Annotated in this window: 19 protein-coding genes and 1 tRNA gene; 13 read left to right on the top strand and 7 right to left on the bottom strand. The window is 48.7% G+C overall.

Annotation, left to right across the window (positions count from 1 at the left end):
• The first annotated feature begins 311 nt into the window (after positions 1 to 311).
• Positions 312 to 2,675: a zinc-dependent metalloprotease gene (locus tag AC4PME_RS14130; RefSeq protein ID WP_491045724.1), complete on the top strand. Its 2,364-nt coding sequence runs from the start codon at positions 312 to 314 to the stop codon at positions 2,673 to 2,675.
• A 98-nt stretch (positions 2,676 to 2,773) separates the two neighbouring features.
• Here the strand turns inward: AC4PME_RS14130 and AC4PME_RS14135 are convergent, their stop codons facing one another.
• On the bottom strand, positions 2,774 to 3,898 hold the full coding sequence (locus AC4PME_RS14135; protein WP_119503373.1) for a M14 family metallopeptidase: 1,125 nt from the start codon (positions 3,896 to 3,898) through the stop codon (positions 2,774 to 2,776).
• A gap of 10 nt (positions 3,899 to 3,908) precedes the next feature.
• Positions 3,909 to 4,664, bottom strand: coding sequence for a HesA/MoeB/ThiF family protein (locus tag AC4PME_RS14140; protein WP_119501002.1), 756 nt, complete (start codon positions 4,662 to 4,664; stop codon positions 3,909 to 3,911).
• A gap of 82 nt (positions 4,665 to 4,746) precedes the next feature.
• Between AC4PME_RS14140 and moaB the strand changes: the two genes are divergently transcribed.
• Genes moaB through AC4PME_RS14175 form a run of 7 tightly spaced genes read left to right on the top strand, consistent with a single transcriptional unit; the run spans position 4,747 to position 8,922 of the window.
• A complete protein-coding gene (gene moaB / locus AC4PME_RS14145; RefSeq protein WP_349585810.1) occupies positions 4,747 to 5,253 on the top strand; it encodes a molybdenum cofactor biosynthesis protein B in 507 nt (168 codons plus the stop codon).
• A complete protein-coding gene (moaC, locus tag AC4PME_RS14150) occupies positions 5,253 to 5,738 on the top strand; it encodes a cyclic pyranopterin monophosphate synthase MoaC (protein ID WP_119501004.1) in 486 nt (161 codons plus the stop codon). Before moaB ends, moaC begins: the two co-directional genes overlap by 1 nt.
• Complete coding sequence (moaD, locus tag AC4PME_RS14155; RefSeq protein WP_119501005.1) at positions 5,735 to 5,983, top strand: molybdopterin converting factor subunit 1; 249 nt, start codon at positions 5,735 to 5,737, stop codon at positions 5,981 to 5,983. Before moaC ends, moaD begins: the two co-directional genes overlap by 4 nt.
• Complete coding sequence (locus AC4PME_RS14160; RefSeq protein ID WP_491045716.1) at positions 5,984 to 6,460, top strand: molybdenum cofactor biosynthesis protein MoaE; 477 nt, start codon at positions 5,984 to 5,986, stop codon at positions 6,458 to 6,460. It begins immediately after the preceding gene.
• Positions 6,461 to 6,501: 41 nt separating this feature from the next.
• A complete protein-coding gene (modA, locus tag AC4PME_RS14165) occupies positions 6,502 to 7,254 on the top strand; it encodes a molybdate ABC transporter substrate-binding protein (RefSeq protein WP_491045717.1) in 753 nt (250 codons plus the stop codon).
• Between the two features lies 1 nt (position 7,255).
• Complete coding sequence (modB, locus tag AC4PME_RS14170; protein WP_119503374.1) at positions 7,256 to 7,921, top strand: molybdate ABC transporter permease subunit; 666 nt, start codon at positions 7,256 to 7,258, stop codon at positions 7,919 to 7,921.
• Entirely contained in the window at positions 7,909 to 8,922 is a 1,014-nt protein-coding gene (locus AC4PME_RS14175) for an ATP-binding cassette domain-containing protein (protein WP_491045718.1), read from the top strand. Before modB ends, AC4PME_RS14175 begins: the two co-directional genes overlap by 13 nt.
• On the opposite strand, the gene hemN is transcribed toward AC4PME_RS14175, so the two are convergent.
• The 5 genes from hemN to AC4PME_RS14200 form a co-directional block, all read right to left on the bottom strand.
• On the bottom strand, positions 8,915 to 10,288 hold the full coding sequence (hemN, locus tag AC4PME_RS14180; protein ID WP_491045719.1) for an oxygen-independent coproporphyrinogen III oxidase: 1,374 nt from the start codon (positions 10,286 to 10,288) through the stop codon (positions 8,915 to 8,917). The genes AC4PME_RS14175 and hemN overlap by 8 nt on opposite strands.
• Positions 10,289 to 10,421: 133 nt before the next feature.
• Positions 10,422 to 12,977, bottom strand: coding sequence for a TonB-dependent receptor (locus AC4PME_RS14185; protein WP_491045720.1), 2,556 nt, complete (start codon positions 12,975 to 12,977; stop codon positions 10,422 to 10,424).
• A gap of 263 nt (positions 12,978 to 13,240) precedes the next feature.
• Entirely contained in the window at positions 13,241 to 13,525 is a 285-nt protein-coding gene (locus AC4PME_RS14190) for a hypothetical protein (protein WP_119501011.1), read from the bottom strand.
• A gap of 391 nt (positions 13,526 to 13,916) precedes the next feature.
• Positions 13,917 to 14,312 carry a DUF3718 domain-containing protein gene (locus AC4PME_RS14195; RefSeq protein ID WP_119501012.1) on the bottom strand — a complete coding sequence of 132 codons (396 nt, stop codon included), beginning with the start codon at positions 14,310 to 14,312 and terminating at the stop codon, positions 13,917 to 13,919.
• 329 nt (positions 14,313 to 14,641) lie between these two features.
• Complete coding sequence (locus AC4PME_RS14200) at positions 14,642 to 15,037, bottom strand: DUF3718 domain-containing protein (protein WP_119501013.1); 396 nt, start codon at positions 15,035 to 15,037, stop codon at positions 14,642 to 14,644.
• A gap of 270 nt (positions 15,038 to 15,307) precedes the next feature.
• On the opposite strand from AC4PME_RS14200, the gene AC4PME_RS14205 reads away from it, so the two are divergent.
• The 5 genes from AC4PME_RS14205 (at position 15,308) to rimP (ending at position 21,115) form a co-directional block, all read left to right on the top strand.
• Positions 15,308 to 15,613, top strand: coding sequence for a 4a-hydroxytetrahydrobiopterin dehydratase (locus AC4PME_RS14205; protein ID WP_119501014.1), 306 nt, complete (start codon positions 15,308 to 15,310; stop codon positions 15,611 to 15,613).
• Positions 15,614 to 15,774: 161 nt separating this feature from the next.
• Positions 15,775 to 15,851: transfer RNA gene (locus tag AC4PME_RS14210), tRNA-Met, on the top strand.
• 183 nt (positions 15,852 to 16,034) lie between these two features.
• Positions 16,035 to 19,355: an MHYT domain-containing protein gene (locus tag AC4PME_RS14215; RefSeq protein ID WP_491045721.1), complete on the top strand. Its 3,321-nt coding sequence runs from the start codon at positions 16,035 to 16,037 to the stop codon at positions 19,353 to 19,355.
• A 2-nt stretch (positions 19,356 to 19,357) separates the two neighbouring features.
• Complete coding sequence (locus tag AC4PME_RS14220; RefSeq protein ID WP_119501015.1) at positions 19,358 to 20,371, top strand: response regulator; 1,014 nt, start codon at positions 19,358 to 19,360, stop codon at positions 20,369 to 20,371.
• A 285-nt stretch (positions 20,372 to 20,656) separates the two neighbouring features.
• Entirely contained in the window at positions 20,657 to 21,115 is a 459-nt protein-coding gene (gene rimP / locus AC4PME_RS14225) for a ribosome maturation factor RimP (protein WP_119501016.1), read from the top strand.
• The last annotated feature ends 39 nt before the right edge of the window (positions 21,116 to 21,154 follow it).

Consider the following 21,154-nt stretch of genomic DNA (forward strand, 5'->3'; position numbering starts at 1 on the left):
GTTGCCCGTGGTTTTTATGCGTTGACGCAGATCAAGAGGAAGGATTTCTGCAGAAATGGCCACCGTCCGGTAGAAATTCCACCCGACTTGCGTGGCGAAGGCGGGAGAGTTTAATCGCAAAACCAGCGTTATTCAGCGTGTGATCTTGCACCTTGCGAAATAATCAGGGTAGGGTAGGAAACGGAACTTCGCGTTCACTAAAACATAATAAATATAAATCCGCGCAGGCTTTTCTGCCTGTCGCAGACGTTCAGACACGACACTTGTTGAACTTATAATTTGGAGAACTCACTTTGCGCAAATCCCTCTCGATGTTGCTGCTGCTTGTCAGCAGTAATCTGTGGGCTGCACTGCCGTCGGTATCTGACTTTACGAAGGATATGACCCGCAGTGATGGCTACCTGCCATTCTATTACGATGCCGGCTCAGACAAAATTTATCTGCTGGTTAATAAACCTGATACCCAAATGCTGTTGCAGACCAGTCTGCCCCAGGGGGTAGGTTCTAATGATATTGGTCTGGATCGTGGTCAGCTTGGCCTGGCTCACCTGATTGTGTTTGAACGTCACGGCAACAAAGTGCTGATGAAAGAGCTGAACACCCGTTACCGTTCAGTCTCCGATAATGCTGCCGAACTGGCCAGTATTGATGAAGCCTTTGCTGACTCCGTGCTGGCGGGTTTTACCGCAGTCGCTGAGAAAGGTGACAACGTCCTGATTGATTATACGTCGTATCTGCTCAGTGACGTGCACGGTATATCAAACCGTCTTACCCGTGCGAAGCAGGGCAGTTACAAACCTGATCCGTCACGCAGCGCCGTTTTCCTCCCACGTAGCAAAGGTTTTCCAAAAAATACCGAGCTGGAGTCTATTGTTACTTTTGCAGGTAGCAATCCCGGCGAGTATGTAAAACAGGTTACCCCCAGTGCGGAAAGTATCACTGTGCATTTGCATCACTCGTTTGTAGAGTTACCTGAACCGGGTTATACGCCGCGGGCATATCATCCTTTTGCAGGGTACGGTAAGCAATATTATTACGACTACGCCACGGATATTACTGAACCTACTGAAGTAAAATACATAGCCCGTCACCGTCTGCAAAAGAAAGACATTAATGCAGAGGTGAGTGAGCCGGTAGAACCTATTATTTATTACCTTGATCCCGGCATTCCGGAACCGGTCATGAGTGCGCTTAAAGAAGGTGCAAGCTGGTGGAATCAGGCTTATGAAGCTATCGGCTATAAAGATGCTTTCCAGGTAAAAGTATTGCCTGAAGGTGCCGATCCTATGGACATCCGTTACAACATGATTAACTGGGTTCACCGTGCAACCCGTGGCTGGTCATACGGTTATTCAGTGAAAGACCCCCGTACCGGTGAAATCATTAAAGGCAATGTGACGCTTGGTTCGTTGCGGGTCCGTCAGGATTTTCTGATTGCTCTGGGTATGACCAGCCCGTTTGACGGTGAGCAGACAACAGATGCCCAGAAAGAGATGGCGCTGGCCCGAATCCGTCAGCTGTCAGCTCACGAAGTGGGACACACACTGGGCTTGTCGCATAATTTTGCTGCCAGTGAAGACGGCCGAGAGTCTGTGATGGATTATCCTCATCCCCTTATCAGCGTTAAGAACGATAAAATCGTGCTGGATGACGCTTATGATACCGGTATGGGCAAGTGGGACTTCCACACGATTGCTTACGGCTACCAGGACTATGCTTCTGCGGAAGCTGAAGCTGCCGGACTGGCGGCATTAATTGAATCGGACCGTGAAAAGGGCCTCGAATTTAAAACCGACTGGGACACCCGTTCTGCTTATCACCCTTCAAGTAATGGTCATATGTGGGACAACGGCAATGATCCGCTGGATGCCTTTGATGAAATGGCCGGTATTCGCAGTCTGGCGCTGAAAAACTTTGGAATGAATTCTATTCCTGATAATGCCAGTTTGTCGTCTCTGGAAGACGTACTTGTGCCGGTTTATCTGTCACACCGTTATCAGCTGGAAGCGGTATCCAAGCAGATTGGCGGTCTGGATTATGAATATGAGCGCAAAGGTGATTACAGCAAACCAAAAGGTGTGAGTTTTGTTGCTGCAGAGCGTCAGAAGCGGGCACTTAAACAATTGCTTGAAGCGACGTCACCGGCTTTCCTGCGCTTACCGGATGAAGTGCTTGCACTTATCCCGCCAACGGCATTCGGCGATGATATTACCCGTGAGCAATTCAAAAGCCGTATGGGACTGGCATTCGACCCGGTCAGTGCCGCAGAAGCCGCAGCCAATTTCAGTTACAGCCTGTTACTGCATCCTGAACGCCTGAACCGTGTCTCCTGGCAGGCCAGCCAGTCGAAAGGGATCCCTGACGTGGCAGAAATTGCCGGCCGTATTTTTGCTATGCACTGGTACGACAAAAAGCAGGCTGATTATGGTCTGAATGCCAGATTACGCATGGTAGCGCTGAACGCTGTTATAAAAGCGGCAACGTCAGATGAACTGGCGCCGGAAGCGAAACTGGCGCTGAATGATGCGCTTATGGAGCTTGACGAGTGGCTGGACGATAAAAGTAAATTGCCGGGTTCTGAGCTGTTACATAAACAACTCGGCGTATACTTTGAAACAGGCAGCTGGCCGGGTGCATTCGAACCTAAACCTCTGCCACCGGGTTCACCCATTTAAGCGGTGTCAGCAGGCAGTTTGTCTGATGAATCACCGGTGTAATACAGTATAAAAAAACGGCGCATCATGCGCCGTTTTTATTTGTGTTCTTTTTCTGCTCAGGCCGTAGTCAGGTAGGTATAGTTTGTGAATACCTTAAATAACTGGGTGCCGCTGAGCACCGATGCGGACGGAAAATGAAGCATGGGAATTAAATCGCAGGGGGCTTCAAGGGTAAAACAGCCGGCCTCTGTATCGAGTTCATCAATGTTGAGGACCCTCGCCATCGTGTCGCCCCGTGTGACTTTCTGACCGGGTTTAACGCAGTACTCCACCATACCGCCCCATTGGGTGAATAATGTTTTGTAGTCTTTTAGCGCCACGCCTATACGGTCCATCCCGGCTGGCTCCAGCGTAGATGCCGGTAACACGTCTTTTTGTGTCAGGTAAGTCAGAATACTCAGCGCATCCACTTTTCCTTCAGAGAACTGAATCACTTCCTGACTACCCATTTCAAGGGTGAACCCTTCCACGCCGAATGCGAAAGGCCGGCCGAACCTTGCTGTCAGTGCATCCTGCAGTGTCCACCAGGGACAAAACGTAGCTTCATCCAGTGCACCGGCAAATTTGTTAGGAATAAAAATACAGTGAGGAAAGTTAAACTGGTAAGCCGCATCTCTGGCATATTCAGGAATATAAATGTGTCTTGTGGATACCGGTCCATTGTGTAAGTCCAGCACAAAATCAGCATTCACAGCCAGTTGCTGTAACTTCAGATTAAGTTGTTGAGCCAGCCCGAGTCCCCAGGGCGAAGCCAGCTTTTCGGCAATACACTCTGCCCAGTAATGACGGAAGTCGTTGCGGATAGTGGCTATATCATCACTGTCCTGCACCGTTTCTGCAAACGCCAGGACTTTTTCTTCATCATAAAAATAGCCGCGGTTCCAGTTTGTCCCGTTTACCGGGTCAAAGCGCCCAAGGGTGTATTCACCGGCCTTGATGTTGGTGCCAATGGGATTACAGTTCGGGACGAGAATGATTTCACCGGCAATCTGCTGATCTTTCAGTGCCTGAATTAACTGATATATCACCACGTTGCCCTGAACTTCAGCGCCATGGATAGAGCTCTGGATATAGACTACAGGACCAGGTTTTTCTCCCTTGAAACGGTAAACAGGCACATTCATGCTGCGGCCTGAAGCATTCTGGGCAACCACCATGTGGTTTTTCGTCATTATTGTCATAATATCTCTTTTATTTTGGCTGACAAATGTCACAGTCTGGCAGCGGTGGTACGGTAAATTTTTGCCATTGAAAAGTGAGGCCGTCAAAAAGGTGAAGTTCACCGGCGGGTAATGTACCAAAACCGGTCAGTACCTGCATGGCAAGTTGCGCCTGGCAGGCACCGGTGATACTGACTACCGGAGAAAGGATACCTGCCTCGTTACAACTCAGTTCTGTCATACTGAAGCGTTTTTCCACACACTGATAGCAGGCTTTATTGCTGCCGGGCATGCTGATAAAAAGCTGACCTTCAAACCGGATGGCAGCACCGCTGACAAGGGGTTTACCAAGGCGGTAACTGATTGCATTGATTTGCTTTCTGCTGGCAAGATTGTCTGTACAGTCAATAACTATGTCATGGCTTTCTACCAGACGGCTCAGCAGGTTATCATCCGGCCTTTCGGATACACAATGAATGGCACACTCCGGCACGAGTGCAAGTAAACGTTGCCGGGCCGCTTCTGTTTTTAATTTACCGCAATCTTCTGGCGTAAACAGAATTTGTCGGGGAAGATTGTGTGCTTCCACTCTGTCATCGTCGGCCAGTGTGATTGTTCCCGCGCCGCCGGTGCACATGAGCTGGGCAACCGTATTACCCAGGCCTCCGGCGCCAAGGATTAATACTTTGCTGTTGAGCAGTTTTTCCTGACCTTCCAGGTCAAACTGTGGCAGCACGATGTGCCGGTTGTATCGCATAGCTTGAGTATGCGTTAAAGTATCTGGCATAGTAGTAAAAAATCTCTTTTCAGCGACGGTGCGGTACTAAGCGTACACGTATATTTACCGCCGTATTTTATCAGGAAAACCCATGTCTTCAGCAGTATCTCTCAATATCGCCGTTCTTACTATCTCTGACACCCGGACAACAGACACAGACACGTCCGGCGCTTACCTCATTGAAGCTGTAGAAACAGCAGGCCATAAGCTGGCTGCGCGGGATCTGGTAAAAGATGATATTTATGCCCAGCGTGCGATTGTGTCTGCGTGGATTGCCGATCCTGCTATCCATGCCGTTCTGGTAACCGGTGGTACCGGCTTTACCCACAGAGATTCAACACCGGAAGCGTTGTCGGTTTTATTTGATAAAACCGTTGACGGTTTTGGCGAGCTGTTCCGTCATCTGAGTTATCAGGAAATCGGCACCTCTACCATTCAGTCCCGTGCCATTGCCGGGTTTGCCAACCGGACTGCTATTTTCTGTTTGCCGGGCAGCACCGGTGCCTGCCGCACCGCCTGGGAAGGCATTGTACGCAGTCAGCTGGATTCTGAATACCGTCCGTGTAACTTTGTAAAACACCTTACCGGTGAACTGTAATGAGCGGGTTCAGTCATTTAAATGCCAGTGGCGAAGCCAATATGGTGGACGTTTCCGGCAAGCAGGAGACTCAGCGTGAAGCGCTGGCAGAAGGCTATCTGTATGTGTCTGATGCCGTTATGACAGCCATTTCAGAGCAAACTGTGATGAAAGGCGATGTGTATGCCGTAGCCAGAGTAGCGGGTATTCAGGGCGCAAAACGTTGCGCTGATTTAATTCCGTTATGCCACCCGTTACCGCTGACCAAAGTGGACATCGGCTTTACCGCTGAGCCCAAACAAAGGCGCATCCACACGACCTGCTTTTGCAAAGTCAGCGGCAAAACCGGCGTGGAAATGGAAGCACTTACCGGTGTGAATATCGCCTTACTGACATTGTTCGACATGTGCAAAGCGCTGGATCCGGCCATGCGCATTGAAGGTGTCAGAGTGTTACAAAAGCGGGGCGGTAAAACCGGTGACTGGGAGGCAGAGCAAAAGGCATGATTACCATAAAAACCTTTGCGCAGATCCGTGAAATCAGTGGCGACAGTGAGCTATCTCTTCCCCTGCCGGAAAACTGCACTACCGTTGCCGGTCTGAAAGTGCATCTTGCAACCCGGTCATCCGCCTGGGAGCAGGCCTTGTCTGCCGGGGTGCTCTGCGCGGTTAATCAGTCGCTGGGTGACGAAACCAGTGCGGTTAACGATGGTGACGAGGTGGCGTTTTTCCCGCCGGTAACAGGAGGCTGAATGTTTGCTGAAGTAACCACAGCCTTACTGGATGAATCGGCTTATGTTGAAAAGCTTCGTCAATCATCGCACAATGCTGGTGCAATAGTAACGTTCACCGGTCTGGTTCGTGACTATAATTCTGACGGTGCAATTGAAGGTATCAGTCTGGAGCAGTACCCCGGGATGACCGCCAATGCCATGCAACAGCTGTTGCAGCAGGCCTCAGACAGGTTTGCACTGCTCAGTGCCGGTATTGTACACCGTGTCGGTTACATCGGAAATTACGAGCCGGTGGTGTGGGTAGGCTGCAGTGCCAGCCACCGTAAGGCCGCCTTCGACGGCGCAGAATTCGTTATGGATATGCTAAAAAAGTCGGTGCCGCTTTGGAAGAAAGAACATGCTGACGGAAAAACAGCATGGGTTGCCGCAAAGGCATCAGATGAAGAAGCCGCCATGAAGTGGCTCAGGAATGAAGGTTTATCAGACAATTTATGAAGAACAGGATGTGTCGGGCGTATAAAGTCTGTCTGTGTGTCATGCTACTTCTGGCAGGTAAAGGATTTGCCGCAGAGCAGGTAGTAAATATTGCCGTTGCCGCCAATTTTGCCGGGCCGGTTAAACATTTCGCCAGTGCTTTTGAAGAAAAAACCGGTATCCGTCCGGTTATCACCGTCGGTTCAAGCGGCACTTTATTTGCGCAAATTGGCCACGGTGCCCCCTTTGACATATTTCTTTCTGCTGACGCAGCCAGACCTGAAGCGCTCGTGGCTGAAGGCAAAGCAGATAAACAAAATCTGCGCAGTTACGCCAGAGGGCGCCTTGCACTGGTAACCAGACAGACAGCGCCGTCCGGCCTGGAAGAATTTCTGACAAGACAGTTCAACAAACCTGTTGCCATTGCCAATCCCAAACTCGCGCCTTATGGTCTGGCGGCTGAGCAGGTGCTTTCCACGCTGCCTGAAAATACCGCACTTCCTTTCAAGCTGGTACGTGGAAAAAGTATTCTACAAGCGTGGCAGTACTTTACTGCAGGCAATGTGGACGACGCGTTTGTGGCATGGTCGCTGGTGAAAAATTCGAAAGCAAATTACTGGTTAATCCCTGCCTCCATGCACGATCCCATCGTGCAAAAAATGGTGATTGTAAAACACAACCAGCACCCTTATGCCGCACGGCGGTTTATGCAATACATGATGTCACCGGCGGTGCAGAACGCGCTGGCAGACTGGGGATACCAGCCGGTAAAAGCGCGGCAAAAGAAAAACAAGGATAAAACCGGTGAGCGGTGACATGGATGCTATCTGGCTGACACTGGAACTGGCGTTGATCACCAGTCTGGTGCTGATGCTGATTGCCACGCCGCTGGCATGGAAGTTATCCCGCTGGCAGCATAAAGCAAAGAATCTGGTACTTGCTGTAGTGGCGCTGCCGCTGGTGTTGCCGCCCACTGTGCTGGGTTTTTATCTGCTGGTGGTGTTTTCCCCGGATGCACTGGCAGGGCAATTATGGCAGGCCGTAACCGGTCAGCAACTGGCCTTTTCTTTTTCCGGCCTGGTGCTGGGGTCGGTGATTTATTCACTGCCCTTTGCCGTACAGCCTCTTTATGCCAGTTTTATTCAGCTGGACAGTCGTTATATCGATGTAGCCCGCACCATGGGTATGTCCAAATGGTCACGTTTCCGTCGCATCATTATGCCTATCTGTAAACCCGCCTTTATCGTTGCACTTGGATTAAGTTTCGCCCACACCATTGGTGAATTTGGTGTGGTGCTGATGATAGGCGGCAATATTCCGGGTGAAACTCAGGTGCTGTCTATTGCGTTGTTTGAGCATGTGGAGGCACTTGAATACGGACAGGCTCATGCGCTTGCCCTGGGCTTGCTGGTCTTTTCCTTCCTGTTGATGGCGCTGCTTTACCGCTATAACCGAAACGGAGTGTCGTCATGGAAGTCGTAGTACAGGCAGCATGGGACAACTTGCAACTCAATGCCAGTATTCAATTACCGGCAACGACACAATTTATTGGCCTGAGCGGACCATCCGGCGCCGGTAAATCAACATTACTGCGTTGCCTGGCCGGACTTACCGGTTCTGCAAAAGTCACCGGGCAGTGGGAAAATAGTCGTATCGCCAGGGTCCGCACCGGACTGGTGTTTCAGGACAGTCTGTTGTTCCCCCATTTATCAGTAGGGCAGAATTTACTGCTGGCGGCAGATTTTGCAAAACAGCAAACTTATCACTTTGATGAAGTCGTTCTGGGGTGTAAATGTAATCACCTGATGACACGTATGCCCGATACACTCTCGGGTGGCGAAGCGCAGCGGGTAGCCATTGCCAGAGCCATTTTAAACTCACCACAAATTCTGTTGCTGGATGAACCGGTGAGCGCGCTGGATGATACGTTAAAGCACGATGTGCTTAAGTATTTGACAAAGCTGGCCCGCAGCGGCCTGAAAATGCTGATGGTGTCCCACGACCTCCGTGAACTGGCTTTGTACAGTGAATACATGGCGTGGATGGAGCAGGGCAGTATTGTCCATCAGGGCGCATCAAATGATGTGCTGGCACAGTTAACTCCGTCTATGCCAAATTTCGAACAGCAGTTCAGTGTGCTCAAAGGCGCATTAAAAGCACATCTGCCTGAGCAGGCTTGTTATGCCATAGAATGCGAAGGGCATACGCTCTATGCACGCCATCCTGTGGTCAGTAAGGAACAGGCCATGCTGACCATCGACGCCAGGGATGTCAGTATCGACCGGCAGGAAGCCAACGCCTCTTCCATTGTCAATGCCTTACCCTGTGTCATTGAGTCCGTGTCTGAAAGCCGGGGCGGGCAGGTAATGATAAATCTGATGTGTGGCCGCAGCAGATTGTTTGCGCTGATCAGTCAGTTGTCCCAGGAACGGTTACAGTTCCGTGAGGGAGAAGCTGTAACCGCCAGGTTTAAACTCAGATAACTCTGGAATACCGGTGCTGAATTGCGGCGCTGCCTTTAAGGTAAGCGTCGAAAGTCATACAGATGATGCGGATAAACAGTCTTGCTGACGGAAATACCTCGATACCCGTTCCGGTTACCTGTAATAATCCATCTTCTTCAAATTCTTTCAGTGCCGCCAGTTCCGGCTCAAAATGATGGCGGAACTGAATACCAAAAAGCGCCTCTGTTGCGGCAAAGTCCACGGCAAGATTGCACATTAATTGTTGGATAACGTAGCGTCTGAGCAGATCTGAGGGTGACAGAAACACGCCTTTTTCTGCAACTTCTTCATTGCTATCGAGTTTGCCGTAATAGTCATTCAGGGTTTTCGGGTTTTGCAGGTAAGCATTGCCTGCGGCACTGATAGAGGAAACCCCAAGCCCCAGTAAATCCAGATCTCCCCGTGTGGTGTAGCCCTGAAAATTCCGGTGCAATTTTTTATTCCGTTGCGCTTCAGCCAGTTCGTCAGACGGCAGGGCGAAATGGTCCATGCCAATCATTTCATAACCTGCCTGTGTGAGGCTGGTGATAGCTTGCTTCATAAGCCCTGTTTTTACCTGTGCAGAAGGCAGCCATTCATCTTTTATTTTGCGCTGGGCAGCAAACCGCTCAGGCAGATGGGCGTAGCTGAACAGGGAAATCCGCTCCGGCGCCATCGCCTTCACCGCTGCCAGTGTTGAAGCAAAGGTATCTGCTGTCTGATGAGGCAGGCCGTAAATCAGATCCAGATTCACAGATTTAAATCCGGCGGAACGGGCGCAATCTACCAGCGTGGCGATATGCGAGGTGCTCTGAACCCGGTTTATCGCTTCCTGCACACGGTAATCGGTATCCTGTACACCAATACTCAGGCGGTTATAGCCTAGAGAGGCCAGGTGTCGCAAATAAGCGGGCGTGGTACGGCGGGGATCGATTTCAATACTCATTTCTGCATCGCTGACCACATCAAAAGCCGATTTAAGCATGCCTGCCAGGCGTGTTTGCTGCTGCTCTGTGAGGAAACCAGGCGTGCCGCCTCCTAAGTGTATTTGTTCCACTTTACGGTGGCGGAAAGCAGGCGCGCGCCGTTGAATTTCTTTTTCCAGATAATCCAGATAACGATCTGCTTTTTCCTGATGCCTGGTCACAATTTTATTGCAGCCGCAGTAATAACAAAGGCTGTGGCAGAAAGGAATATGTACATACAGTGAAACGCCGCTGGCCTGAGTGACACTCAGTGCTTTTTCCAGAGGTGCTGGTTCAGATAACCCGGAAAACGTTAGTGCGGTAGGATAAGAGGTATAGCGCGGCCCGTTAATATTGTATTTTTTCAGGCGAGCGGGATCGAATAATTCGTTTGCTGACATGGTTATTCCGGCTTGAGTAGAATGCACGGAAAGTATAATCAGCAGACAAAGAGGCGTTGTTGATCTACTTCAAGTTTTCGCCAGCCAGTTTTGTAAAACGCAACCGGCCGGCGTTTACTCTTCGAAATGACAATCAGAACTCGCGGGTAACAGTGACACCCCAGGAGAGCGGCTGGCCGGGATAAGCCATAAGCTTGCCGGCCTGAACAGGTACATCGAAACCGTTTCTGGCGATGTACTCTTTATTTGTCAGGTTCCTGCCCCATAACGTGATGCGTGTATCCCACTGGGGGACTGACAGTTCAACCCGGGCGTTCACCAGGGCATAACTGCTGCTGTGTTTATACGGATCGTTCGTATCATCAAGGAACAAGTCTCCCGTGTACTGATAATCTGCAGCCATGACAACCGGATACCCGCCTGCCATTAATGTGTGCTGCAACGTCAGGCTGGCAGAGGTTTCAGGCTCAAACCCCAGGCGATCGCCGGTTCTGGAGCAGTAGGGGGTATTTACAGAAGGCCGGCCGGGATCATCCGTCCCGGTGTGCCAGGGATAAGCAACCTGGCAGGTGCCTTTTTCAAAATCATCAAAACCGGTAAGGGTACGGGCCAGAGTCAGGCCGGCACGGGTATCGGAAACAGGAAACCAGACAATTTCAAGTTCATACCCTTTGGTATGTAAGTCGCCGGCATTTTGTAAATTAAAACCAAGACCGGTAAAGGTCGAGGCCTGAAAATCTTTGATTTGGGTATAATGCAGTGCACCGTTAATACGCAGGTTTCTCTCCGGAAATTGCTTTTTCACACCCAGTTCGTAAGCGGTGGCTTTTTCAGCGTTAAATTGGGGGCTTAACCCTTCGGCAATACGATCTGTATTCATGCCTCCCGATTTAAACCCTGTGCTGGTACTGGCATACCAGAGGCTATTGTTATCTGGTTGCCAGCTTAGTTTCAGCGTCCCTGTAAGTTGTCCGTCGTTACGTTTTTCATCCAGATCACTGCGGGGAAGTACCGATGCTGTACCGAGAAAGTAATAGCCCCAGCCCGCCTGAGTAAAAGGAAGCAGCGCACTGAGCTGCGTGTAATCAGGGGGATTACCGGTTGCCAGGCTCTGAGCAAAAGAGCCTAGAGCGACAGCGGCACTCAGCGGATCAGGAGTGTTTTCAGCACCTGTTGGTAATCCGTCAATGCCCGGGCCCTGTTCATCAAAACGGGCGGTCAATGTTTTATCTTCGCGGGTGTATCGTAATCCGGCGGTGACGGTAAATTCTTCAGCAAATTGCCAGTCAGTCTGGCTGAACACGGCCAGGCTGTCCTGTTGCTGATAAGCATTGTGGGCAAACTGAGTCTGGCCGGGGGTGGCTGGCGCAACAGCGGGGACAAGGCCGGATGTTGCAACACTCAGGGCATTTATGCCGTCAGTCAGGGGTTGCAGGTCAGCCGCAAACGCTGCGAAAAATGCCGGAAATGCGTCACCGGTCGTGATAGCAAAATCCAGGTCAAGGTTCTGGCTGAAATACCACAATCCGGCGATGGTAGTGACATGCTCACCGGACCATGTTGCCCGCAACTCCTGGGAAAACGCCTGTTGTCGGGCGTTATTGGTAGTGGAAAGCAAGTCTGCATCAGTAAAATCTGTGTCTGTCTGGTCGAAGCTGTCAAAGCCACGCCAGGCTGTGATGGAGGTGAGCAATAATGCGGGGGATGTTTGCCAGTTTATTTCTGCAGAAAGCCCCTTGTCCTGCATGCGGGATTCGGGCAGGGAGCTGAGTGCCGTGGTATAGCGATAAAACTCATCGCCGGTAAATAAGGTGGCATTAAACGGCGGCATCATAAGCAAGGTGTCTGTTCCGAATTTCCCTTCGACACCGTTGGCTTGCCGGTTATCCTGCAGCGTTAATGCACCGCAACAATGTTCATTGAGCTCTGCGTAATCGGCAATCACCCGCACAGATACGTCGTCTGACGGCGTATACAGGGTTTGCAGACGCACACCGGAACGGCTCCTGTCATTAATTGAGTTTTCACCATAGCCTGTATCGTTAATCCATCCATCCCTGCGAGTACTGAAGCCTGATACTCTGGCAGCCAGTTTATTATCAATCACATTGATTGACGTCGCTCCGCTTAACCGGATCAAATCATCATTGCCGGCGGTTGCTGTAATAAAACCATTACCGTTTTCAAAATCAGGTTGTCGCGTTCTGAAAACCACTGCACCAGCCGGAGTATTCTTACCGAAAAGTGAGCCCTGAGGGCCGCGAAGAATTTCTACAGTATCAATATCGACTAAATCATTAATCACCGCATTCTGTCTTGACCGGTAGACGCCGTCCACATAAAGACCGGTAGATGACTCAAAACCGTAATTTTGCGACGACGTACCAATTCCCCGTATGGAAAAACTGGAGTTGACCGCACTTTGACTTTGAAAGGCAGAAAAAGCCGGTACGTAACCCTGAATGTCGAAAACGTCCATTGATGCTGTTTCATTGATTATCTTTCCGGTGATGGCCGACATGGCAACAGGCACATCCTGCATATCCCGCGGGCGTTTCTGAGCGGTAACTTCAATATGTTCAAGTTTGGTCGGAGAAGGATCTTGCCGGGCGATACTTTGAAAAGAGGTGATTAAGGCGGTACTGATCAGAGAAAAATAAAACAACCTGCCTGTTGAGCTGTGCGACATGAACAATTCCTGTTTCTTATTTTGTCCGGTCCTTCGCTGCGATGAATAGGTTTTTCAGACTCCTTTTGAAAAACGGCTGTTATTCTGCCCGAATAATCAGCAACTTTCATGACAATTTTATCAAAACAAAAACAGGTATGAGCAGGGCGGGAGGGACTATATCCGGATTGCAGAAAAAGATGCGGCCCGTAAAACGGGCCGCGGAGATGCAGATGTTACTCTGCTTACCATGTTGAAAGGTTCAACACCTTCCCTGGTGCATGTTACGGGTTAGCCGCAACAAGATGGTCTGGTAAATTTTTTAAAAGAAGTGTCTTTTTGTTTTCCTGCAGGGAGCTGAAGATGTCTGCAGTCTGTTGTTCTTCTCCGGCTGCCGCCGTCAGAATGGTTTTGTCAAACGACTTACCTGCGCGAACTTTCTTTTTCACTGAAATCTCTGCAACACCGGAAGCCGCTGCTACGGAGGCTGTTTCGCTGGTGCCGGCCAGAACAACATTGCTGGAAGCCAGCAGAGATAAACCGATTAGTGTTGTTTTGATAGTTTTCATTCTGTTTATCCTGTTTAAAAAGCAGGACGCCGGAAGCGCCCGCAAAGATGTTGTTTGTTCGTTGTCTATTAAAGTCGATAACGACCCCGTTAGATACGCCCGGGCTGATACTTGGGTATGTGATAAAATACGATAAATTGAGTATTTATATATTTTACAATTAGTTACATCATTTTGGCGGGTGTAATTTCTCCCGCAGATTGTTGTTTTTTACCCCGTGACCAGCTTTAACCAGCTATTTCGTATTTTCAACTATAACTTTTATGAAAGGGTGAATTTTTCTTATTTATCAATTCTATAAAAGAAAAAAGCGACGTCTCCGTCGCTTTTTAGAGTGCAGGCGTTAACCTGCTACCATGTTGAAATGGTATCATTTGTTTCGTCTGAATCCTTAGAGGCGCTTAGACAAAACATCCGCGATAGGGCTGTCCTGGTTACCGGTTTCGTTTACCCAGGCCTGAAGGGTTTTGCCATCAGCTTCCGGTGCACTCAGGTCGCTCTTTGGCATTTTCTTTACCAGCAAGGTGCCGGTTTCTACTGCGTTGCTGCTGATGGCAGTACGGATAAGGCTGTTGCCACCACAGCTGATGCCAGAGTAGTAATCACGCAGCTTCAGGCGGTAATCAGATTCTACCAGACGAATTTTCTTACGCAGCTCACCTTTATCGTCAGCTTGTACAATAGTGCAAATGTTAGCCAGATCATCATTGATGTCCGCTTGCGCTACGCCAGTAAAACCTAAACCCATTGTTGCTACGATGAGAGAAGTCTTAACAATTTTCAACATGGTTAATTCCTCAGAAATAAAATTAAAAAGTGGTGTTGTTTGTTCGGGTTTAATTAAACTAAATTAATGCAGAATGAAAAATAGCAGGGTGAATACTAAGGTATGCTGTGAAATACATTAATCCGCTTGGTTTTATCTAAGTGATTGTATTTATTGTATTAATGTAATTATTCTGATCTGGCGTTTTAATGATTTATCTCAGCACATCAGCGAAAAATATCAGGCCGGATTTAGGACGAAAAAAAGCGGCGTTTCCGCCGCTTCTTAAGTGCAGGCTTTCGCCTGCTACCATGTTGAAATGGTACTTTGAATTTTTAGTAGTAATAGAATTACAGACGCTTAGCCAGTTCGTCAGCGATAGGGCTGCCCTGGTTACCGGTTTCGTTTACCCATGCCTGTAACGTTTTGCCGTCAGCTTCCGGCGCACCCAGGTCACTCTTAGGCATTTTCTTAACCAGAAGCGTACCAGTTTCTACTGCGTTGCTGCTAATGGCAGTACGGATAAGGCTGTTGCCACCACAGCTGATGCCAGTGTAATAGTCGCGCAATTTCAGACGGTAGTCAGATTCTACCAGACGAATTTTCTTACGCAGTTCACCTTTGTCGTCAGCCTGCACGATGGTACAGATGTTAGCTAAGTCGTCGTTAATATCAGCCTGCGCTGCGCCAGCGAAAGTTAAACCCAGAGTTGCAGCGATGATAGAAGTCTTAACAATTTTCAACATGGTTAAATCCTCGAAGTAGTTAAAAGTTTTTGTTGTGTTGTTTGTTCGGGACCTATTAAACAAAAGTTGAAGAGGAAGAAAAATACCAGGGGATAAACATGGGTATTTGAACTGATACCTAACTGAAGGGGGCTTGTAAAGTTTGCCCCCCGGACTGGACTTCACTTTCTGCGGACGAAAACTTGAAGAGTGAATCCGCTAAGGACAAAGTAAGCGTAATAACTATATAGACAGATTTACACTTCTAATAATGAAAGCAGGAGCAACGAAATGACAGAAAAGTTAGATGATCAGGCGATTGCCGCAGCGCTCACGGAATTGAACGAAGGTTTAGCAGAAGATAAGCAGTGGGTATTAAAAGAAGGGAAGTTGACGAAGGAATTTGTTTTCAGAAACTTTATCCGCGCATTTGGCTGGATGTCTCAGGCTGCCATATGGGCTGAAAAACTACGCCATCACCCGGAATGGTTTAATGTTTACAATAAAGTAGATGTTGCATTAACGACCCATGATGCAGGTGGAATTACTGAGCTGGACTTCATATTAGCTACCAAAATGGAGAGTCTTTTACAGTAATTTGTATGCGGATTGAGCGGTCTGCCGGAATATTGTCCGAACAGTCAAAAAATTGCAATATTCTTACTTCTATCCCTTGCCAAGGATTAATGCCTATGTATAATACGCACCACTCAACGGCAGGGGGCTTTCAAACAGCCAACAGCCGGTAAGTAAACGGACGCGGGATGGAGCAGTCTGGTAGCTCGTCGGGCTCATAACCCGAAGGTCGTTGGTTCAAATCCAGCTCCCGCAACCACTCCGAATGTTTAAATTCTAATTTATTCCCGTATTTTTTCCAAAATAAGTCATCACTTTTTATTAAGTTGCGCTTCACCGTACTTTTTCGGCAACTTCACGACTTTCGCCCTGCAACTAATTTGTACTTCACTCAATAGCTGTTACGCTAACTATTGATAATAAACTATACACGGACTTACTGATGCTCGAATGGCTGATGTCTTTTTTTGTCATTCCTGACACCTCTCTGTTACTTACCGGCGAATATTCACCTGTTCTGGTAACTATTTCCATTTTTATATCGGTTGCTTCTTCTTATATGGCGTTCCGCGTAGCCGGTCAGACCGCAGGATCTGAAGACAATAACCGGAGACTAATTTTGCTTGGTCTGGGAAGTCTGGCGCTGGGAGGCGGAATTTGGGCCATGCACTTCATTGGCATGCTGGCTTTTGAATTGTGTACTCCCGTTAGCTGGGCTCCGTGGACAACATTTATGTCCTTTATTCCCGGCGTGCTGGCAGCATTTGTTGCATTGCAAAGTTTGACTCACCGGAAAGTGAAATTTTCACAGATATTTATTGGCGGCGTCCTTGTCGGCTCGGGTATCGGGGCGATGCATTATACCGGGATGGCGGCTATGGAAATGGCGCCTCTGTTACGGTACAACCTGCCTGTTTTTGCCTTATCCATCGTTGTAGCGGTATTGCTGGCAATGTTGTCTTTATGGATAAAGTTCGGTCTGAAGCGATTTGCAATTTCCCGCGGATTTAAAGGTACCCGTGTTATCGCCAGCGTTGTGATGGGTTGTGCGATCACGGCAATGCACTATACCGGTATGGCTGCCGCCCGCTTTGTTGCCCCACCCGGATTGGAAACCTCTGCTCAGGATCAATCTCTGTCGTACATCCTTGCTGGCTATGTGAGTTTCTTCACGTTATTGATTATTGGCATTGTGATGGGCGTTACATTGTTGTTCCGTTACATGGATATTTCTCAAAAGGCTGAAAACAGCCGCCGTACACAGCTTGCGCTGATGGATACTGCTATTGATGGCATCCTTACCGTCAATGACCAGGGAACCGTGCTGAATATGAATCAGGCGGTGACAACCATATTGGGCTGGACAGAAGAAGATCTTACCGGTCACTCTATTCATCGTATGATCCCTGAAGAAATGCGCAGCCGCTACAATGAGCAATTTTTCCGGCAGGAAGTGGTTCCTGTTGATGAACAAATTATCGGAGTTAGCCGTGATGTGGAAGCACTGAATAAAACGGGCCAGCGGGTTCCGGTTCGGGTGGGTGTGGGCCACACCCGTTTAGGTGAACAAAATCTGTTTGTGGTCATTGTCGGCGACAACCGCGAACGCATTGAAATGGAAAAAACCATCAGAGACAACGAAGCCAAGTTCCGGTCTTTTTTCCACAATATTCCCGGCATTGCTTATCGCAGTATGAATACACCCGGCTGGCCTTTCGAATTTGTCAGTGCCGCTGTCGAAGAATTCAGTGGTTACCCGGTTTCAGCATTTATCCGTTCAGACTCGCCGGTTACCCTTGAACAACTGGTGCATGAAGACGACCGGGAGTCGTTTCTTACTGCCCGCCGCTCCGGCGAAGAGTTTTATGTGGAATACCGCCTCGTTCATAAAGACGGCACGATTAAGTGGTTGCGTGAGTACGGCAATGTTGTACAGAGCACCGACAAGTCAGTGAGCTGGGTCGACGGCTTTATTATGGACATTACTTCCCGTAAGGAAATGGAGGAAGAACTGCGTCATGCGAAAAATGATGCCGAGCAGGCCGCAGCAGCCAGAGCCAGCTTCCTTGCCAATATGAGTCATGAAATCCGTACACCCATGAATGCCATTATCGGTTTCAGTGATATTTTACTGGATGAAAAACTCACAGACGGCCAGCATAAACACCTGACTACTATTAACCGGTCAGCGCGCTCGTTACTTCATTTACTAAACGATATTCTCGACAGTGCCAAACTTGATAAAGGAAAGCTTGATCTCGAATACCGTGATTTTTCAATTACCGAAGAAATAGATACGGTGATTTCTACCTACTGGCTTGAAGCGAAGAGAAAGGGGCTGATGCTGGGGGTCAGTGTTTCGCCATCTTTGTCCGATTACTATTACGGTGCTCCTGAGCGTATCCGGCAGGTGCTGAATAATCTCATCAGTAATGCCGTGAAATTCACTGCCCACGGTGAAGTTGATGTAGAAGTCTACCCGGACGCGGACGGTATGATCGCATTTTCCGTCAGCGACAGCGGTATCGGCATGACCAGCGAACAGGTGAGCAGGGTGTTTGATGCCTTTGCGCAGGCAGATGCTTCCATGAGCCGCAAATATGGTGGTACCGGTCTCGGGACGACAATCAGTAAACAACTGGTTGAGTTAATGGGCGGTACGATTTCGGTGTCCAGCGAACCGGAAAGAGGTACTAATTTCACTTTCACGCTGCCTCTCACTGCGGTGGAAAAACAGGCCAGTGAAATCCGTGCAGCAACAGTTGATTTACCGCCACTGCACATTCTGGTGGTGGATGATATCAGCCAGAATATTGATCTTATCAGTTTGCTGTTAAACCGCGCCGGTCACACAGTTGATTTTGCAGAGAACGGTGCCAGAGCACTGGAAAAAATGAATAAAGGCAGTTTCGACATTGTGTTGATGGACTTGCAGATGCCGGTAATGGACGGTCTGACAGCGGCGGCACGACGCCGTGAATATGAGCAGGTACATCATTTAAAGCAACTGCCTATTGTCGCCTTAACCGCCAGTGTACTGGTGCAGGATAAACAGGATGCGATAAATGCCGGCATGGAAGGCTTTGCGAACAAGCCCATCGATTTTCCTGTACTGGTGAATGAAATTGCCAGAGTGCTGGGTTTTGAAACAAAGGAAAGGGTGCGTGAAACAGAAACAGCCAGAGAGGCCTGTGCAATAGATTATCGCAGGGGTGTGCAGCTTTGGGGCGATAAGGACACACTGAATAAGGAAATCTCACAGTTTCTGCGCAACAGTCATGAAACTCTGACTAAACTGGTGAATTTCTTCGCTGATGATGATTACGAGCAGGTTGTGAAATACCTGCACGGCATGAAAGGTGTCAGCGGTAATCTGGGCTTAACAAAGCTGATGAATTTGTGCGGCGAGTTCGAGCGCAGCGCAAGAAATGATCATTTAAGCGCCGAAGATATTCCTACTCTTAAAACTGCATTGCGGGAAGTCGAAAATGAACTCAACCGGCAGAAGGAAGAGCCTGCAGCAGAAGAATCCCGTGAGGAAGTCGACATTGCTGCCTTGCGGAACACGCTGAATGCACTGCTGGTTTCAGCGGCGCAGAATCAGTTTGACGAATCTACCTATCAATATTGTGAAGGTCAGTATTTTGGCAGCTACAATGTACAGGTGCAGGGCATTTTGCAGGATATGGATGATTTTGAATTTGAGCGTGCTGTTGAACGAATTAAGCAACTACTTGCATCTACAGAACAAACAGGGGAATAAGTGTGTTTGGTGAACCCGGAAAGCCCAAATTACTGCTGGTAGATGACGAACCGGTTAACTTGCGGGTACTGAAACAATTATTAGGTAAAGACTACACCCTCTATTTTGCAAAAAGCGGTGATGAAGCGTTAAAGCTGGCAGAGAAACAACGTCCTGATCTTATTTTGATGGATGTGATGATGCCGGAAATGACAGGTTTCCAGGCCTGTACACATCTTAAAAAAACACCCGGTCTTAAGCATATACCGGTTATATTCGTTACTGCTCTTAATGATGCGACTGATGAAGCGGAAGGGTTTGCTGTCGGAGGCGTGGACTATATCACCAAGCCTATTTCGCCACCGGTAGTGCTGGCGAGGGTAAAGACCCACCTTTCCCTGGTACAGTCTGAAGAATTACGCCGCACCCGTATGCAGGTCATACAACGACTCGGCCGGGCGGCGGAATATAAAGATAACGAAACAGGCATGCACGTGCTGCGCATGAGTCACTTCTCAAAAATCATCGCGCTGGCGTACGGTTTTTCAGAGGCGAGGGCAGATATGCTGCTTCACGCTGCTCCCATGCACGATATTGGTAAAATCGGAATTCCGGACAGTATTATGCTCAAACCCGGCAGACTCACAGATTCAGAATTTGAAGTCATGAAGACCCATCCCAAAATTGGTGCAGAAATACTCGGTGATGCGGACTCCGATCTCATGAATCTGGCGCGAATTGTGGCACTGACACACCATGAAAAATGGGATGGAACCGGGTATCCTGAAGGCCTCGCCGGGGAAGACATTCCCATTGAAGGGCGTATTGTGGCAGTGGCGGATGTCTTTGATGCGCTCACCAGCCGGCGGCCATATAAAGAAGCCTGGCCGGTGGATAAAACCCTGGACTTTATGCATTCCCAGAGCGGTATTCATTTCGACCCGGCACTCATCGCATTACTCGACCAGTGTCTGGATGATATTTTAGAAGTGAAAGAACGCTGGAAAGATGAAGATCCAAACCCGTTACTGAGTTGATATCTGGTCTGAGTACCAGTATAATGCGCACCAACTAGTTAGTTAGCGGGCTTACTGGAGCATTTTACACGGTATACGCCTAACTATTTTGCAAACTTTTCTGCGTATTTTGCGTAGTTAAACCTGTATTGTTTGCAACTGCCTCTGGCAGACAGGGTTCAGATTCTTGCAAAAAGCCCCGCTAGTACGGGGCTTTTTGTTGTATTTAAACTGATTTATTCCCTTTTCAGGCAGTAAATTAAGTAGTTGGGCTATATGCCCTTTTTTCGTTTTTGGAGGTAAGGATTGGCAAAGCTTGAAGATAAACTGACCGAGATGCTTGAGCCGGGTGTTGAAGCCCTGGGTTACGAACTGGTAGGCGTGGAATTTGTACGTGCAGGTAAGCACTCGATTTTGCGTGTTTTTATCGACCATGAAAATGGTGTAACCGTTGATGATTGCGCGGAAGTCAGTTACCAGGCAAGTGCGATTCTTGATGTTGAAGATCCAATTACTACGGAATACAACCTGGAGGTGTCTTCTCCGGGTATGGATCGACCTTTGTTCAAGGCCAGGCACTATGAGCAGGCCGTGGGTGAAGTTATTCAGGCGCGTTTGACTGTGCCTATGGATAACCGGCGGAATTTCAAAGGAAAGTTATTGTCATGTGAAAATGGCATGATCAATATTGAAGTGGATGGCCAGCAGTTCCAGTTAGCTGTGGCGAATATCGAAAAAGCAAACATTGTTCCCACATTTGACTAATGGAACAGCACGCTTTCAGCGTAAGAAAGCATCAGTGAG

This window comes from Alteromonas sp. (genome assembly GCF_984505615.1).